Origin of the sequence: Burkholderia cepacia, from assembly GCF_001039005.1 — a bacterium.
Taxonomy (GTDB): Bacteria; Pseudomonadota; Gammaproteobacteria; order Burkholderiales; family Burkholderiaceae; genus Burkholderia; species Burkholderia theae.
The window spans coordinates 74,937-89,554 of the sequence record NZ_LDWR01000024.1 but is presented as its reverse complement, the minus strand read 5'-3'; the positions used below and the strand labels follow the sequence as shown (position 1 = coordinate 89,554).

Genomic DNA, 14,618 nt, shown 5'->3' with positions numbered 1-14,618 from the left:
CTTCTGCCGATTGGGCGTCTCCCTCCGCTTCGCTCCGGGCCGGGCTTTCGCGCTACGCGTCGAGCCTCGCTGCGCGAGTCTCGCCCCTGACGGGCTTCAATCCCTGACGTCTCCGCGCCGTGCCGGCGCTGCGCGCTTCGCTTGCTCGCGGGATACGCGCCCGCTACGCGCGGGCGGACTGCAGGTCTAGCGCCCGGCGTTGCCGGGCGACGGGACGCGGAGCCGCGCGCGGCCCCGCGTCGTGTGGCCGGACGGGTCGGGGAAAGCCGTGTTTGCGCTCCATCCTTTCGTATCGGGTTAAGCGCGTGGATCTGCCTTCCGGCCCGCCTCTTTTCGACGCATAGCGGAATGGGTCAGGGGTTCAAGGGACTTTCGCGGCATATCCTCACGCGCTTCGCGCGCTCCGGTATTCCACGGTTCCCTTGAACCCCTGACCCACCCCGCTAAAAACGCGTCGAGGCGGCTCCGGAAGGCAGATCCACAACCCGACACGAAAGGACGGAACCATGAGCGCAAACACCCCCAACCCATCCAGCCACACCAACAACGCGGGCGTTCCCCCCGCACCCCCCGAGGCCCACCAAAAGGCAGATTTCGCGCGTCGTTCGAACCGGCTTCGTCTGATCGCGGCGCATTGGCTCGGCTGCACGACTGACGCCCCGATTCGTGTCCTGCACCGCTGGACCCGTCCCGATGACGACGCGCGCGCCGTGCGGCTGGAAGCGAGCGCAGGCGGTTGCGTGAAGCGCATCACCCTGTTTCGCCTCACTTCCGGTGCGTGGTCACCGGTTTGGCAATAACCCATTCAACAACGGCAGTCCGCACCACATCGAACAAGGGAGAAAACCATGAACGCAACGCCTTCGTTTGTCGAAATGCGAGACCGGTTGATCAACCTCGGTTTCGATGTGTGCCTGATCCCCAACGTGCTCCTCACCGACGACGACGGCGAGCCGTTGTCGGACACCGGGATTGATCTGTGGGCCGTGAGGGTCTATTCGCCCTCGCCGTTTGCCGGAATGAAGCTGTCGATTCCCGACGCGCGAACGGAATGGGACGCGTGGATGCTTGCATGGAAGTTCGTTGAAGAACGCGATCAAGCACTTTTAACCGGCGCACGTTGAGGTAATGGCTGGACACCGTGCGCAGCGTATCAAGCTGTATCGCCTGACGTTCGGCGCATAGCCGCCGGTCTGGCAATAACCCGGAGAATCACCATGAACTACAACACTGAAGAACTGATGATCGACGGTATCAAGGATGACTATTTCGCGATGACGAATCGGGACGGATTCAGCCCCCAAATCGTCGTCTACACCAACGAAGGTGACAGGTTGTTTTCGCTGCCGGGCGATTGGAACGCCGAGCAGATCAACATCGCAATCGGCGTTTTTGAGCGCGGCGAACGTAGCGGCGAAAAGCGTGGCATCGCGATGGCGCAGCGCACGATGCGTGATGCGCTCGGAATCATTCACTAATTCTATGCGCGTCCGTAGTGACGCGCTTCCTACATTGCTAGATAGGGAGCCCTATCATGCGTGGCCTTGATATTCGTGTTTCGTTTGCCCTGGCCCGGATAGCCGTAATCGTTGATCCGGACAATACTGACATTGAAGAAGTCATGTGGGATGCCGAGGGCATGGGGCGTGCTGATTACCGGCGCGGCTTCGAAGTGCCAATCATGTTCGCAGACGAGCCTGCACTTGCCAATGCATGGAAGCAAGGTAATGCAGACGCGGCATTCTCCGAAGAACTCGAAAACTGTCCCAACTGCATTGCCGCACGGGGCGACCCCTGCCCGATTCACGGGTGAAATCACATGGTCGCCGGACCCCGGCGACTCGCATGGAGAACGAGCGATGAACACAACGATCATGCTGCGCATCGAGCAACTCGAACGCGCGATCAATATCTGGCGTGCGCGCCAGCCTGCCGCCGACGGCGATCCGATTCTGTGCCGCGAAGCGCGAATTTTAGCCGAACCGTACGCGCTGATGATTTTTAAGCGCGAAACGCAGATCGACGCCGCGCAACTCTCGACCGCGCAGCGCGCCGCTTTCGATGGCGCGTTTGCGTAGGGCGTTGCTTTGGCGAACAGGAGAACAATCAATGATTAACTTTCGTGCGATCGACGACGAGGCCCAACTTGTTGATGCCCTCACGGGTTCTGCATTGCGGGCTGGTGCCGGAAAATGCCGGCATTGCGGCGTGTTCTACAACATAGAAAGTGTGTCCGAACTGATGGCCTCAAATAGCGGGAAGTGTGTGGCTTGCGAGCAACCGTTTGAAGCGGCCGCGCGAGAGTAGAACGCTGCAGTCGGCTTTGGACGCGCTGAACCGCGACGACATGGGCTCGTGCCCGCGACGGCGCGCCATTTCAATGGGGCATGACATGCAGGCGCAATGGGCGATCACCTACAAGACGGAAACCGGGTTCGACGTTGAGATTATCGATGCAAGCAATTCGGATGAGGCTTGGACCCGCGCGCGCTTGCGCTTCGGTTCGAACGTTGTCGAGGTCGAGCGCGTGGCGTGAACGCTGAACCCGCGCCGTGTGCGCGACGCTGCGTGGATTTTACGCGGCGTCGCGGGCTGGCGGGTGCTTGCCGCTGCGCCGCGACCACCCGCCAGCCCGCGACCACAGCATTGTCCAGTTTGCGCGGAGCGCAAATGCATCGGGGCAATCCCGCTCAGCGCAGACCGCGCGCTTCGCCGGATTGCCCCAACGATCAAACCGACGCGCCTTCGGCCACTGCAGCACCCGGTGCCGCCGGCGCGCCTTTGTCTTCCGGGACCGTCTCGCCGGATACCGCGAGCGCCACTTTTACCGCATCCAGTCGCGCCTTCCACTGCTCCGCCGGAACGGCGTCAAGTCCCTCCGCACGCAGCAGATCGAGCACCTCTTTCTGGTTTCGTTCTCGATCCTTCCGGATCTTCTCGCGCTGCTCCTCCTGGAGCCGCTTCAGCTTCGCCGCCGTTCGCGCGATCTCGTCTTCGATCGATCGCGTCTTGCGCACCGTTTTTCCCGATTCTGTCGACATCGTCTTCAGTTCTCCATCCTGCCCCTCCCCCTTGCGACGGAGTTTAACGGAATCTGCCGGCTTCTTCCCGCGCTCCGTTTTGCTTTTCCCGCCCTCGTAAGCGCGCAGCACGGCACTCGAAAGCCATCGCGCCCGGCGTCCCCGTCGCACTCGGCGTCCCGGAAGAGCTTCCGCGATTCTCCCGCAGCCGCCGCGCGTGCCGGCGCCCGCGAAACGTCGCGGCCACCGGCACGCGCGGAACTTCCATCCAGAGCGCAATGCAAGCATTGCGCTGTTCATGCCGGGCGTCCGCCACCGTCGCGTCCGCCGTACCAGCCACCCCTTCCGCGTTCGCTCCGCCACCGCGCCTGTCCCGCAGCGGCTGCGCGAGCCGGCACCCGCGAAGTGTCGCGGCTACCAGCTCGCGCAGAACTGCTATCCAGGGCGCAATGCGAGCATTGCGCATCTCACGCACGACGATCGCCGCCGTCGCGTTCGTCGTGACCGCCACACCCTGCGCCTCGCCACCGTTCCCACGGCGCCCTGCCGCCCCATTGTGCCAAATCCCTCACAGCTTTCCGCTTCGGTCGCTGGTTCTCGTTCTTCCTGCCTCAACACCGACAGTCCGTTCCCCGAAATCCGCGCGCGGGGGCAGGTTACCCACATTCCCACCGGTCCCCGCGCTTCATCCGTTATCCACAACAAACAACGTTGTGGATAACGGCGCGCGGCCAACGCTCTTGCGATGCAGAGCCATCGCGGCGTCGGTCTGGACCCGTGGATATGTGGATAACCTGCGTGGCATAACCACCCTCGTCGCTCCGAATTTCTCCCTGTCCGCTCCCTGTCTCCGTTCGACCTCCATTTTCCGTTTTTCCCCTGTGCTGAACGGATCGACGTTCGCCTACGTTTTCTGCTCTTCTCCTCCGTCCCTCACGCGGTGGAAATTCTGAGAATCGCGTCTGCGCCTCGACCAGGCGAACGCCTCAACCGAGACGAAATCCTCGCTTCTGCTGGCTGCGATGCTGATCGCGACGCCTGCTGAAAAACCGGTTCCGTCCGGACGTGGCCGGTCTGCACCATCCAGATACCGTCCGTCCGGGGGGCGACCCGTGGGGCAAGCCCCACCCCCCGACCAGACGGTCACACACCACGCAACTTCGTTGCGGGTGCGTAGAGCCTTGCTGCGCAAGGCTCTACGCTGGCAGACACCGAAACTCATACGCGCCGACACCGACCACCGTATCAGATCGCTGAACGTCTTGATGCATAAGGCCGGAACGTGGCAGCCAAACGTCGCGTGCGTGGCAACAGTCGGTGAGAACAGTTGCGAGAAGGTGCCAAAATGGCGGGTGCTACACAAACATCGGACTCCGAAATGGCAGACACCGAAACTCAACAAATTAGGTAAGCGATTGAATTAAGAGAAGAATTCAGAGGAAATTGCGCTTCCCATTTTGAACAATAAACGGCAGACACCGAAAACCGTTTTCGTCCGCTATAATGGCGTAACTATTTGATTAGCCGGCCTCTTTAGAAGGCCGGTCGGGGAAAAATGGGGTGATGTGTATGCTGAGGCGCACATGCCACGTTCCAGTCGTGCCAGCAAAGGCAAATCCGAGCGTATTACCCTTCGTTTCGACAGACCCACCAACGAGTTCTATCGCAGAAAGGCAAACGAGGCCGGAATTCCGGTAGCCGAGTTTTGCCGCCAGATCCTCGTTCGTGGCATCGTCAGCGAGAATGTCGAACAGATCGAAAAACGGCTCAACGCGCTGTTGGCCACAATCCCGAATTCCGCGCAAACATCGAACGGCGGACCACCGCCCGCTGGCGGAAATGCTTCAGGCGAACTGCCCCTCGATCTGGTACGAGCGGTCTTTTTTTGTCGCGAAGTGTTGACGACGATCGTCAGCGATAGAAACATCCAATTCGTACATCAGGCCCAAGATCGGGCCGAGGCCGCCACCAAGAAAGCGATGGGAGGTAGCCATGGCTGATCAACGCTCGCCCAACAGCGTCGCTACTTTCTCCCGGGGCACCGCCCTTTGGTGGCAGCAGGCCAAACTGCTCACCAGTGCAATCGTCGCCGTCGTGATTGCTGCCGTTCTTGTCGGCGCCATTGCCGGTGCGCTCTACCTCTACTTCGTCACTTCTGCCGAATCGCGTTATCTCGCCGTTAAGCACGTCGAGGCCGAAATCCTCACCGTCGTGCCGATGGCCAATCCCAACGTTTCGTTCCATCTAGGCAACGACGACACCGAATTGCCGCCGGCCGCTGCGCTCTCCTTTACCAAAGACGCCGCCGACGAGTTTTTCATTTATGCCCGTAATTCGGTCCTCTACGCCGCTCTTACTGCCATCGCCGTGATGTTCCTCTCTGTCTTGTTTTGGATGGAGTACGGTCGCGGCAAACTCACCGAGAAGCAGGTTCGCGGTGCAAGGCTCGTTAAACCGAAAGAACTCGTCAAGGAACTGGAAAGCCGAGACGACGCGAGCCCGTATCGCATCGCTGGTGTGCCGATGCGGAAGAAGGCCGAAGTGCTCGGTACGCTTTTCGCCGGTGCGCAGGGTAGCGGCAAGTCTCAGCAGTTTTTCGGCTTGATGGAGCAGGTCCGCGCCAACAAGAAGCGGGCGATCGTCTACGACCCATCGGGGGAGTTCACGGCCACATTTCTCCGTGAAGGCAAGGACTTCATCCTGAATCCGCTCGACGCTCGGAGCCCGAACTGGAACGTTTGGCGCGAGATTCAGGGTGAGATTCATTACGACGGTCTCGCCGAGGGGCTCATTCCTATCCCGCCCAATGTCGCCGATCCATTCTTCGCTATCGCCGGGCGCATGGTTTTCAAGGGGGCGGTCCGCGCGCTCGGTGGCGACAACAAGCGAACAAACGCGGCCCTGTACAAGGCCATCGCCCACAGCAATCTCGACGAACTGCATGCCGTCCTCGCGAACGAGTCAGCCGCCACTTACGTTGATCCGATCACTGAGCGCACCGGCATGAGTCTAAAGATGACCGTGCAGAACCAGCTGGATTGCTTTCGCTACCTGCACGACGAGGGCGAGCCGTTTTCGATTCGCGAATGGGTCCAGAATGAAGACGAGGACGACGATTCCTGGTTGTTCATTACCGTCAACGAAGAGCAGAAAACCGCCTTGCTTCCGTTGATCAGCCTGTGGTGCGATATTGCTATCCGCTCGCTTCTCGCACTCAAGCCGATTCATCGCGAACGCCTCTGGTATTTCTACGACGAGCTCCCCACCCTGCAAAAGCTGGAGATCATGAAGCTCGCCGTGACGAACATTCGCAAGTTCGGCGGTTGCTTTGTGATCGGCATCCAGGATTTCTCGCTACTCTTCTTGATCTACGGCGAGCATCTGGCGCGCACGATCATCTCCGGATGCCAGACCAAGCTCCTGTTGCGCGTGACCGATGGCGACGCGGCCAAGGCGTTGGCCAATGCGATCGGCCAGGCTGATCTGGATGAAAAGGAGGAAAGCCTCAATCTCGGGATCGATGAGCGGCGCGACGGCATGAGTGTTTTCGCGCGCCGTAACCTCCGCGATCTTGTCCTCTCTTCTGAGATCTTGCGCCTGCCCGACATGGAGGGCTATCTGGTCACGCCCAGCGATTACCCCGTCGCCCGTGTGAAGTACAAATATACGCATCGCCCGGAAACTGCCATACCCTTCATTCCCCGTCGTACCTTCGACACGTGGCTTACTGCAAACGCCGCACCTGGTGGCCAGGCGACGCCGGCGCAGCAAACCGCGGTGCTGCCGTCCCCGCCCGGTTCCGCGGCGCCAGCTGCAACCGCCCCATCCCCGTCACCTGCGTCAACCGACGTGACTACGCCGACTTCCAGTGCCGCGCAATCCTCGACTACCGCGGCTTCAGCCCGCGCAGATGAAGGAGCGGCCGCGCCGAGCAGTGATGGTTCGGCTCAGAACGCCTCGAATCTGGTCGTGCTCGCGTCAGGCGAAGTCGTCGACGGCGACACTGGCGAGGTTCAAGGCAGGTCGGCGCCTCGAGCGCCGGATGCCGACGGCCGTCTTGCCGGCCAGTCCGGTCTTGGTGACCTGTTGGGGTGATGCGCCATGATGAGCATGCACAATGTCGGCAGCGCCGGCCAGGCGCTCCACTATTTTTCAAAAGACAACTACTACACCACCGATCAGGGACTGGAGCATTCTGCGTGGTTCGGTAAGGGCGCCGCTGCTCTCGGTCTGAATCGGCAGGTCGATCGCACCCAGTTCTTCAAGCTGCTCTCCGGCCAGGTCGCAGATCAGCAGTTAGGTCGCGTCGTGCTCGACGAGAATGGCGACCCCGAGGTCGTGCACCGACCGGGCATCGATTTGACTTTTTCGGCACCGAAGAGCGTCAGTATCGCTGCGGAAGTTTTCGATGATCGTGGCGTCCGCCTCGCGCATGAGGAAGCCGTCAAAGAGGCGCTCGAGTACGTCGAAGCCTATGCGGCTCAGGCGCGTAAAACCGTTGATGGCGAGACCCTCACCGAGCCGACCGGTAACATCGTCGTCGCCCTTTTTCGTCACAATACGAGCCGCGACCTCGACCCCGATACCCATACTCACGCGCTCGTCATGAACGCCACCCAGCGCTCGGACGGCGAATGGCGATCGCTCACCAACGATGCGCTCTACGTCCAGCAGAAGGTGATCGGCGCCGTCTATACCTCTTCGCTCGCACGCGGGCTGCAGAAGCGCGGCTACGCCATCACTGCGCCCGACAAGAACGGAAACTTCGAGCTGGTCGGCGTCACGCGGGAGCAGATCGAGCACTTCAGCCAGCGATCGGCCGCGCGCGATCGATGGCTGCGTGCCAACGGGATCGATCCAGCGAACGCCACGCCCGCGGAGAGGGAGCGCGCGGTGCTTGCCACCCGCGAACGCAAGGTTGGTGTCGACCACGATGTGTTGTCGGCCCAATGGCGTGAGCGCGCCCAGGCCGTCGACCTCGACTATGGCGCCATTCAGCAGAAAGCGCGCGAGGCGCGAGAAGCGGGAACGGATGCACGTGTCGTGAAGTTGTCCGGCCTAGAGGCATTACGGTTCGCAGCCGCTCACCTCGGTGAGCGCGAGATCGTGTTGAGCCAATACGACCTAGTCCAGACAGCGCTCGAACACGCTGTCGGGCGAACGTCACCGAATCAAATTTTCGACGCTTACAAAAAGCTGGTCGATCAGGGCAAGATCGTCGATCTCCCGGACGGCAACATCACGACCGAGAAGATGCTCAACACCGAGCGGTGGACGGTCGAAAACGCGTTGGCACAGCGAGGCGCGGCGCCGGCGATCGCGCCGGCCGACCTGGTCAGGTCGCGAATTGAACAGGCCATTGCGACCGCACGTACTGAGCGAAACGATCCTACCTTCGACTACACGTCCGGCCAGCGCGGCGCGATCGAGCACGCGCTGACCAGCACCGACCGAATCGTCGCTGTCCAGGGTCTCGCCGGCGTCGGCAAAACGACCATGGTCAAGGGAACTGTCCAGGTCGCGCACGAGCAAGGATGGCTCGTGCGAGGAATGGCCGCGACAGGCCAGGCCGCGAAGCAGCTCGAGAACGACTCCGGTATTCAGGCCGACACCGTGACGATGTTCGAGATCCACGAGCAGCGTCGTCAGGACGATCTCAAGCTCTTGCGCGAGTACGTTCCGGATCTCGCGCGCGAGCGCGAGCTATGGCTGGTCGACGAATCGTCTTTTCTGGCGCAGCGGCAAATGGCGCGGCTATTCAAGATGGCGGAACGCGCCGACGCGAAGGTCATTCTCCTCGGCGACCGCCTCCAGCTGCAGGCGATCGAGGCCGGCAAGCCGTTCGAGATCCTGCAGGACGAGGGCGTGGCCACGGCCCAGATGACTGAGATTCAGCGCCAGAAGAATCCCGAGCTGCAGCAGGCGGTTGCCATTGCCGTGGGCACAGCCGATCTTGCACCGGGCGAGCAACTCGCCGATCTGAACCTGGTGCGCAACGCTCGCACCTTTGATTTCCTCAAGCAATCGGGCCGCGTGATAGAGCACGACGATCCGAGCGACTTGATCGACCTGCTGGCACGACGGTACGTAGAACGGGGGACGCAGCGAAACCAAACGATCATCATTACACCGTTCAATGAGGACCGAGTCGACATCAATAATGCGGTTCGCGCCAAATTGCAGGAGCGCGGCGAGCTCGACGTTAACGACTCGGCGCATACCATCCTCACCTCTGATGGAGACATGACCCGAGCCAAACAGAAGGAAGCACAGTATTACACCCGCGATATGACGGTCCGCTTCGGTCGCGACTATCAGAAGATCCTCGCGTCGCGCGGCGAATACATGCGGGTTGAGAGCACCCGGCCCGACGAGGGGATCGTTGTTCTTCAGAAGGCGGACGGCTCCCGGATGGAGTGGGAGCCGAAGAAGTACAACAAGGTGGAGGTGTATCTCTCCGAAGCCAGGAATCTCGCTGCACGTGACGTCATTCGCTTTACTCGCGGCGACGAACTCGTCAAGAACGGCCATGAGGCGACCGTCGTTTCCCTGCAGGAAAACCGCGCGGTTCTCCGGCTCGCGGACGGCAAAGAGATTCCTTGGGATCTCGACGCGCAGCGCCATTGGGATCATGCCTACGCGGCCACTGTTCACGCCGGCCAGGGGGCAACCCGCGAGCAGGCCATGCTTCATATCCCTGCACACAAACTGGAGCGTGATCCGGAAGACGCCCGGCGCCAGTCCGATGTCGCGATGACTGTTCGGCGAATCTTCGGTGACCGCAGCTTCTACGTCGGCCTCACGCGGGCCGTCGACGACCTGCTGATTTTCACCACCAACGCCATTCTTGCCCGGGCCGCCGTCTCACGCCATCAGGACAAGTCCAGCGCGGTCGAAACGCTGCGTGAGCACGAGTTGACTGAGCAGGCGAACAACCAGCCCCAGCGTCAGCGACGTCAGCAGGCAGCACAGCAGATGCAGATCGAGCCCGACTGAGGTTGCTGCGCACCGGCCTGGAACCCCTGTACTTCGCCAGGCCGGGTCCGTTAGAGAGATCCCGATGGTCGGCGCGCGATCTGCCGCCTCATTACGTAAAACTTCATATCCGTTCGGCCGTGCATTTGAATTGGCGGTGAATCCGCGGCGAAGCCCAGTTTTTCGTAGAACCCCTGCGCAGATTCTCGAGCCGTACACCAGATCGCTGCAGCCTCATGTTCACGTGCGTAACGAACACAAAGTTGGACAAGGAGCCGGCCGAGCCCCAAGCCTCGAACGTCCGAATGCACAGCCATTCCGCGGAGGCGCCACGCCGGAGAATCTCGCTGACTCGGCGGGGATTCTTCACATATTGAGACGACGGCAACGATACCGGCCGACGACCTTACGGCGAGATGTAGGGTCGTCGGACAATCGTCCCTGGGCAACACGCATGCTTCCTCGTCGCCGTTTAGCAGAACCTCGGCGCGAAGAGGGTAAGTTTCGTCTGCTTGAACAGGGGAAATCGTGAAGCACATGGACGATAGTGTCATTTAATTATCAATATAGATTCTTGGTGAATTTTTGAACCATATTGGTTCAATATTGAAGCTCGCAAAAATGTCAGTTGCAGGTGAGTGCGAGCCGCGCTACTGTAATTAATTAAAGAAGCTGTAAAAATTAGGCCATAACTGTGATCACAGATGACGGGGAAAAATCTAACTGATGCCGAACGTGCCTATGTCGAGATCCGCGCACGAATCTTCGACGGTCGGCTCGCACAAGGGCAAAAGATATCGCAACGTGGTCTGTCCGACGAATTGGGATTCGGACAGATGCCGGTGCGCAGCGCTTTGCATTTGCTCGAATCCGAGGGGTTGGTAGACGTCGTCGAAAAGAGTGGCACGTACGTGTCCTCTCCGACCACTAGCGATCTGCGAGAAATCTATGAAATGCGTTTGGCGCTTGAGAGTACGGCAGCCTATCTCGCTGCGCGGACGGGCGCAACTGCGGGGCTGAAGGAAACCGTCGAGCGAATGCAAGCAATTGTCGAGAAGGATACAACTGACATCATGCTCGAGCAGCGCGTGGGATGGGTGTTTCATCGCGAGCTTTTTGCAGCAGCGAAGAACAACCGAATTTCGACGGCGTACGACTTGTTACGCGCTCAGACGCTAGCGTTGAACGAAATACCAAGAACGGACGCCGAAACAGTACGCCGCGGCACCAGAGAGCATCTGGCGATTTTTTCCGCGATAGTGGACAAGGATTCAGAGGCCGCGCGGATGCTGATGTGGCAGCACATCGTGGGCGGCATCCCCGCACGTATCAATTTGTTGGGAACCAAACGTGAACAGCATAACTAAGAAAAATGCGTCTTTGCCTTTGCAGATGCTCCTCGGCTTGTTTCTGGGCGTCGCTTGCGGTCTGCTTTTCCCATCAGCTGCCGCGAGCTTGGGTTTTGTTTCGACGATTTTCGGGCATGCGATCAAGATGGTCGTAATGCCACTGATTTTCCTTTCTGTAACCGTCGGGGTGTTTCGTACCGGGACAAAAAGAGCGCAGCTTGGCAAGGTCGCGCTTTCCTGTGCCGTCTTCTTCGTTGCGATGACCGGATTTGCCGCATCTCTCGGCCTGTTACTCAATTTCCTGTATCGGCCGGGTGCTGGTGCCAGTCTCGCTCACACCGGATTGCTGCCCGCAAATCTCGCGTCCAGCATCGACTGGATGAAGTTTGTCACGGATCTCGTTCCTACTAACATCGTTGGGGCACTCGCCTCGGGGAACTCGCTGCCGGTGCTGGTCTTTGGCGTGCTGCTCGGTGCAGCGCTGGCATCGGTACCGGAACGCGCCGCGCCTGCGATAGCGGTGTTCGACGCGTTGCTCGCGGGGCTATTCAAAATGATCGAGTGGGTCATCGCATGGTCCCCCCTCGCGATCTTTGCTTCGATGGCACTCCTGTTGTCGGCGAAGGGTATAACCGCCCTCTTCCCACTTCTGAAGTTGCTTGGTCTCGCCTATGTCGGGATGGCCATTCTTGCCATCGTGTTGACGGTCGTGATTAAAGTTGCTGGGCAATCGCCGCTCGCGGTGCTTAAAAAGGTACGCGAGCCTCTGATCCTAGCCTTCACCACTCGATCGTCGGAAATCACGTTCCCGCTTCATCTGAAGAAGCTGACCGACATGGGTGTGCCGCACGGCGTGGCGTCGACAATTCTGCCGCTTGCCTACATTTTCAATCGCGATGGTGCCGTTCTATATACGGCACTTGCCGTCGGCTATCTCGCGGATGTCTATCACCTGACATGGTCGTTGCCGCTTGCGGTCACGATCGCCATGCTGACGATCATCACGATCGATGGGGCAGCGAACGTGCCGTCGGGTGCGATCGTCGCGATCACGGTGATTCTTACGTCGATCGGCTTGCCGGCCGACGCGGTACTCCTGATTCTAGGTGTCGACGCGTTCTTTGATATGGGACGTACTGCACTGAACGTATACGGGAGCACGGCCGCGGCCGTCGTTGCAATGAAAGTCGCCGGGGACGATACAGCGACTGCCGGTGTGGAGACGGCGAACGCTGGGCCGATGGGCTTGCAGAAAATAGAGTGACCGCTCGCCTGAATTTTTGCGGAGTCCAGCCGTAAAAAAGCTTGTGGGCCGTGTGACGGCCTTCCAGCTGTGATGAACGGTGTTATTCGCGAATGCAAATTCGCTTGGCAATGTTGATTGAGGGGCGAGGAAGTGATGAATCAGATTGACGTCGCAGGTGCTTTCCTGGTGCGTATTGGAACTGAGCGTCCTATCTGGACCCTGACTGATGACAGCAACGCGATTGTTCTCGGTGCCGAGCCTCGCAGAGTAAGTCTCGCTGTCGACTTGGGTGATGCCGCGGCAGCTCGGGTCCGCGGACTGGGCGGCGTCGTTGCGAGCGTGCAATGTGAGATTGTGTTCTTTGGGACGCGGTTCGATGTTTATCTGGTCGGCAAGAAGATTGATGATCGAGTCTGGCGAGGTGTCGTGTCGCCTGATCCGAAGTTCATTCCGGCAGATTCGACTATCGCGTCGTGGGACACGCGCGCACAGGACAACGTCGTCAAGCTACCGCGTCGTCGCTCTATCGCGGCAAGCAGCGTCGAACAACGATAAACTGCGATCACAGTTTTGGGTGATGTAATGAATGCGAAGACCGTTTTTGCGGGGTTTAGAAACTACTTTGGAACTTCGACGCCGAATTGGCGGTTCTCAAGTATCGATCGAGTGCTGACTCTGTCTTCGGCCGACGAAGAGGTGGTACGACCCATTACCGTCCAGCTGAGCAGGCTTCAAGTGGAGCGAATTCGCTGTTTGACCGGCGCGATGTCCATCGTGACGCTGAACGCGCCAATCTTGAGCGAGCATGTCGACCTGTACCTGATCGGCAAGAAAGTTCGAGCTGGCGAATGGGCTGGCATTGCCGCGTCTCTTTGGGACCCCGAGTCGGTCGCGAGTATCGCGATGCGTGCTATGGCCTTCTCAGAGGGCGTCGTTTCCGAGACCAACGCGATACTCGTGGTGTTAGACAGGGCCGGGACGATTCACCGGTTCAATCGCCGGGCAGAGGAATACACCGGTTATCGAGAAGAAGACGTGATCGGTGGAAACGCGCAGGACCTTTTCATGTCTGCGGCAGCGGCTAACGAGTCGCGATCCAACATTACCAGTTTCTTCGAGTTGGGCCACGTTCGGGACGTTCAACGTGTGATCAATACCGCTTACGGAGCGCGTCCGTTTCTATTCCGGAATCGGTTCGTCCATTCTGTGCAAGATGGCGCACCGGAACTCATCATGTGCTCCGGTGCGGAACTGAAAGGCGAGGCCGTAATTGGTGGCGCTCCCGTGCGGGATGACGTTGGCCCTGCGGTCAACGAAAGCTATTTGCGAGCGGTCCTAGCGCGGATCGCAGATTGGGCGGCATTAACCAACGGGGCCGCTGCATTACTCGCGTCAGTCGAAGCGGGGCCCATCGACCGACGCATTGTCATGCAAGCGGAACGCCTTGCTGTAAGGGCGGTCCAGGACGCATATGACCTGCATACTGCGGTTAGCGCGGGAATCTCGAATGATGGTCGAACAAGCAACAGGACCGTATGACGAGCGGTCAGCCGGCTGGATCGTCCGGTTCGGCTGGCGAAGGTAGTTGAGGCGGGGTGATGGCTTTCGCACGAGCTGAGGTGCCGTAGATCTTTCGAGCAGCAATGAGGCCGGCCGCAAAATCGTGCACAGCTTCGAGCTCGCGCTCCGTGAGATCCAGAAACCAATCTGGCGCCGGCGACGCCCCCTCCATCGGGCCCTTACCCAGTGCGAGCCACACCGGGCTGACGCCATAGAGTAACGCGAGGGCCACTGTAAAGGCTGAGCCGGTACCCTTCGTTTCCAGCGCGCCGAGATTGCTTTGCGAGATACCGACACGCGCTTCAACCTGCTTTTGGGAATAGCCTTTCCTACGCCTGGCGAGTAGAAGACGCTCACCGAAGGGAGTGCGACCCTGCGCCTGATTTGAGTTGTCCATGGGCGTAAGATATCTCCCCCAAATCCCACAATTATGGTTGATATGCAACTCCAATTAGGGTATTTTACCTT

16 protein-coding genes are annotated in these 14,618 nt (G+C 59.7%); 13 read left to right on the top strand and 3 right to left on the bottom strand.

The window, feature by feature from the left end:
* Positions 1-506 precede the first annotated feature (506 nt).
* The 6 genes from VL15_RS40130 to VL15_RS15190 all read left to right on the top strand — a co-directional run bounded on the left by VL15_RS40130 (position 507) and on the right by VL15_RS15190 (position 2,536).
* Entirely contained in the window at positions 507-800 is a 294-nt protein-coding gene (locus VL15_RS40130; protein WP_230684460.1) for a hypothetical protein, read from the top strand.
* Positions 801-848: 48 nt separating this feature from the next.
* The gene (locus VL15_RS15205) at positions 849-1,124 is read left to right on the top strand and encodes a hypothetical protein (protein WP_048246445.1); all 276 of its coding nucleotides are present in this window, start codon (positions 849-851) and stop codon (positions 1,122-1,124) included.
* Between the two features lie 93 nt (positions 1,125-1,217).
* Complete coding sequence (locus VL15_RS15200; protein WP_048246444.1) at positions 1,218-1,478, top strand: hypothetical protein; 261 nt, start codon at positions 1,218-1,220, stop codon at positions 1,476-1,478.
* Positions 1,479-1,534: 56 nt separating this feature from the next.
* A complete protein-coding gene (locus VL15_RS40125; protein ID WP_080970841.1) occupies positions 1,535-1,813 on the top strand; it encodes a hypothetical protein in 279 nt (92 codons plus the stop codon).
* Between the two features lie 61 nt (positions 1,814-1,874).
* Positions 1,875-2,078 carry a DUF3717 domain-containing protein gene (locus VL15_RS15195; RefSeq protein ID WP_419188669.1) on the top strand — a complete coding sequence of 68 codons (204 nt, stop codon included), beginning with the start codon at positions 1,875-1,877 and terminating at the stop codon, positions 2,076-2,078.
* Positions 2,079-2,323: 245 nt separating this feature from the next.
* Positions 2,324-2,536, top strand: coding sequence for a hypothetical protein (locus VL15_RS15190; protein ID WP_048246442.1), 213 nt, complete (start codon positions 2,324-2,326; stop codon positions 2,534-2,536).
* 193 nt (positions 2,537-2,729) lie between these two features.
* Here VL15_RS15190 and VL15_RS15185 read toward each other — a convergent pair whose 3' ends face one another.
* The gene (locus VL15_RS15185; RefSeq protein ID WP_230684459.1) at positions 2,730-3,152 is read right to left on the bottom strand and encodes a hypothetical protein; all 423 of its coding nucleotides are present in this window, start codon (positions 3,150-3,152) and stop codon (positions 2,730-2,732) included.
* A 1,451-nt stretch (positions 3,153-4,603) separates the two neighbouring features.
* Here VL15_RS15185 and VL15_RS40120 point away from each other — a divergent pair.
* From VL15_RS40120 to mobF, 3 genes are read left to right on the top strand one after another with little or no spacing between them, the layout of a single operon-like run.
* Entirely contained in the window at positions 4,604-5,020 is a 417-nt protein-coding gene (locus tag VL15_RS40120) for a hypothetical protein (RefSeq protein WP_080970840.1), read from the top strand.
* Entirely contained in the window at positions 5,013-7,115 is a 2,103-nt protein-coding gene (locus VL15_RS15180) for a type IV secretion system DNA-binding domain-containing protein (RefSeq protein WP_048246440.1), read from the top strand. Before VL15_RS40120 ends, VL15_RS15180 begins: the two co-directional genes overlap by 8 nt.
* 6 nt (positions 7,116-7,121) lie before the next feature.
* Positions 7,122-10,016 carry a MobF family relaxase gene (gene mobF, locus VL15_RS15175; protein ID WP_048246439.1) on the top strand — a complete coding sequence of 965 codons (2,895 nt, stop codon included), beginning with the start codon at positions 7,122-7,124 and terminating at the stop codon, positions 10,014-10,016.
* A 50-nt stretch (positions 10,017-10,066) separates the two neighbouring features.
* Here the strand turns inward: mobF and VL15_RS40115 are convergent, their stop codons facing one another.
* Entirely contained in the window at positions 10,067-10,534 is a 468-nt protein-coding gene (locus VL15_RS40115) for a GNAT family N-acetyltransferase (protein WP_329955949.1), read from the bottom strand.
* Positions 10,535-10,699: 165 nt separating this feature from the next.
* Between VL15_RS40115 and VL15_RS15170 the strand changes: the two genes are divergently transcribed.
* The 4 genes from VL15_RS15170 to VL15_RS15155 all read left to right on the top strand — a co-directional run bounded on the left by VL15_RS15170 (position 10,700) and on the right by VL15_RS15155 (position 14,129).
* Entirely contained in the window at positions 10,700-11,362 is a 663-nt protein-coding gene (locus tag VL15_RS15170; RefSeq protein ID WP_048246438.1) for a GntR family transcriptional regulator, read from the top strand.
* Between the two features lie 25 nt (positions 11,363-11,387).
* Complete coding sequence (locus VL15_RS15165; protein ID WP_048246437.1) at positions 11,388-12,608, top strand: dicarboxylate/amino acid:cation symporter; 1,221 nt, start codon at positions 11,388-11,390, stop codon at positions 12,606-12,608.
* A gap of 135 nt (positions 12,609-12,743) precedes the next feature.
* A complete protein-coding gene (locus VL15_RS15160) occupies positions 12,744-13,145 on the top strand; it encodes a hypothetical protein (RefSeq protein WP_053077652.1) in 402 nt (133 codons plus the stop codon).
* Between the two features lie 27 nt (positions 13,146-13,172).
* Complete coding sequence (locus VL15_RS15155; RefSeq protein ID WP_048246436.1) at positions 13,173-14,129, top strand: PAS domain S-box protein; 957 nt, start codon at positions 13,173-13,175, stop codon at positions 14,127-14,129.
* A 7-nt stretch (positions 14,130-14,136) separates the two neighbouring features.
* Here VL15_RS15155 and VL15_RS40110 read toward each other — a convergent pair whose 3' ends face one another.
* Entirely contained in the window at positions 14,137-14,547 is a 411-nt protein-coding gene (locus tag VL15_RS40110; RefSeq protein WP_080970838.1) for a helix-turn-helix domain-containing protein, read from the bottom strand.
* Positions 14,548-14,618 lie beyond the last annotated feature (71 nt).

Bases quoted from the DNA above. Each gene is read 5' to 3' on its own strand.
- VL15_RS15165 (WP_048246437.1), top strand. From the start codon at position 11,388: ATGCTCCTCGGCTTGTTTCTGGGCGTCGCTTGCGGTCTGCTTTTCCCA.
- VL15_RS40115 (WP_329955949.1), bottom strand. From the start codon at position 10,534: ATGTGCTTCACGATTTCCCCTGTTCAAGCAGACGAAACTTACCCTCTT.
- VL15_RS15180 (WP_048246440.1), top strand. From the start codon at position 5,013: ATGGCTGATCAACGCTCGCCCAACAGCGTCGCTACTTTCTCCCGGGGC.
- VL15_RS40125 (WP_080970841.1), top strand. From the start codon at position 1,535: ATGCGTGGCCTTGATATTCGTGTTTCGTTTGCCCTGGCCCGGATAGCC.
- VL15_RS40110 (WP_080970838.1), bottom strand. From the start codon at position 14,547: ATGGACAACTCAAATCAGGCGCAGGGTCGCACTCCCTTCGGTGAGCGT.
- VL15_RS15200 (WP_048246444.1), top strand. From the start codon at position 1,218: ATGAACTACAACACTGAAGAACTGATGATCGACGGTATCAAGGATGAC.
- VL15_RS15170 (WP_048246438.1), top strand. From the start codon at position 10,700: ATGACGGGGAAAAATCTAACTGATGCCGAACGTGCCTATGTCGAGATC.
- VL15_RS40120 (WP_080970840.1), top strand. From the start codon at position 4,604: ATGCCACGTTCCAGTCGTGCCAGCAAAGGCAAATCCGAGCGTATTACC.
- VL15_RS15205 (WP_048246445.1), top strand. From the start codon at position 849: ATGAACGCAACGCCTTCGTTTGTCGAAATGCGAGACCGGTTGATCAAC.
- VL15_RS40130 (WP_230684460.1), top strand. From the start codon at position 507: ATGAGCGCAAACACCCCCAACCCATCCAGCCACACCAACAACGCGGGC.
- VL15_RS15160 (WP_053077652.1), top strand. From the start codon at position 12,744: ATGAATCAGATTGACGTCGCAGGTGCTTTCCTGGTGCGTATTGGAACT.
- mobF (WP_048246439.1), top strand. From the start codon at position 7,122: ATGATGAGCATGCACAATGTCGGCAGCGCCGGCCAGGCGCTCCACTAT.
- VL15_RS15155 (WP_048246436.1), top strand. From the start codon at position 13,173: ATGAATGCGAAGACCGTTTTTGCGGGGTTTAGAAACTACTTTGGAACT.
- VL15_RS15195 (WP_419188669.1), top strand. From the start codon at position 1,875: ATGCTGCGCATCGAGCAACTCGAACGCGCGATCAATATCTGGCGTGCG.